This window comes from Pseudoalteromonas citrea (assembly GCF_000238375.3).
GTDB lineage: Bacteria > Pseudomonadota > Gammaproteobacteria > Enterobacterales > Alteromonadaceae > Pseudoalteromonas > Pseudoalteromonas citrea.
Map to the genome: position 1 here is coordinate 1 of NZ_AHBZ03000008.1, position 774 is coordinate 774.

A 774-nucleotide genomic window follows, 5' to 3' on the forward strand; every position below is an offset into this window, starting at 1 on the left:
GCTGCTGTCCCTTCACCCACTTCCGCTAAGCTCGTTAAGAGTCGGCATAAATGTGTATTCAAACGCGAGACCATTTGTTCATCAAACACACTGATATCATACGTCCAGGTCAGTCCTACCCCTTCATCGCTCATGCTCAAGTTAATATCTAAATCAAATTTCGCTGTCACTGCCCCACTGTCATATCCTTCCAATGCCAGTCCCGGTAAAGAGCTTACTTCCTCCGCTGCGCTCAAACCATAATCTGTGCTCGTCGTCAGCATGATTTGGAATAAAGGACTATGTGCTCCTCCTCGAGGGACTTTTAATCTATCTACTAACTGCTCAAAAGGCACATCTTGGTTTGACTGCGCTCCTATATGCACTTGTCTTATATGCTGAAAGTATTCTGCCAACGTCTCATGATCGGTCTCTGCGCGCAATACGAGTGTATTCACAAAAAAACCAATCAAAGGCGCTAATTCCGACTGTGTTCTATTCGCTACAGGCGTTCCCACCACAATATCTGAACTATTACTGTGTCTAGCTAACAGCAAAGATAATGCACCATGTAATAGCATAAATGGCGTCAACTTATGCTGCTTCGCCACCACTTGCAGCTGTTTCGCAACCTCTGCTGGTAAACCGCCTGTCACCACCGAGCCTATATGTTGTTTTATCGCAGGACGTGGATAGCTCAGTGGCAAACCATGAACCCCTGGTACGTCTGCTAGTTGCTGCTCCCAATACAGTAATTGCTTATCTAACTCCCCACCGACTAAATGTTCCCGTTGC

General features: G+C 46.3%; 1 protein-coding gene. It reads right to left on the minus strand.

Translation table 11 applies throughout. The features are described 5' to 3' along the window. The coding region (locus PCIT_RS00045; protein ID WP_021032373.1) for a condensation domain-containing protein at positions 1–774 on the minus strand (774 nt) is incomplete at both ends.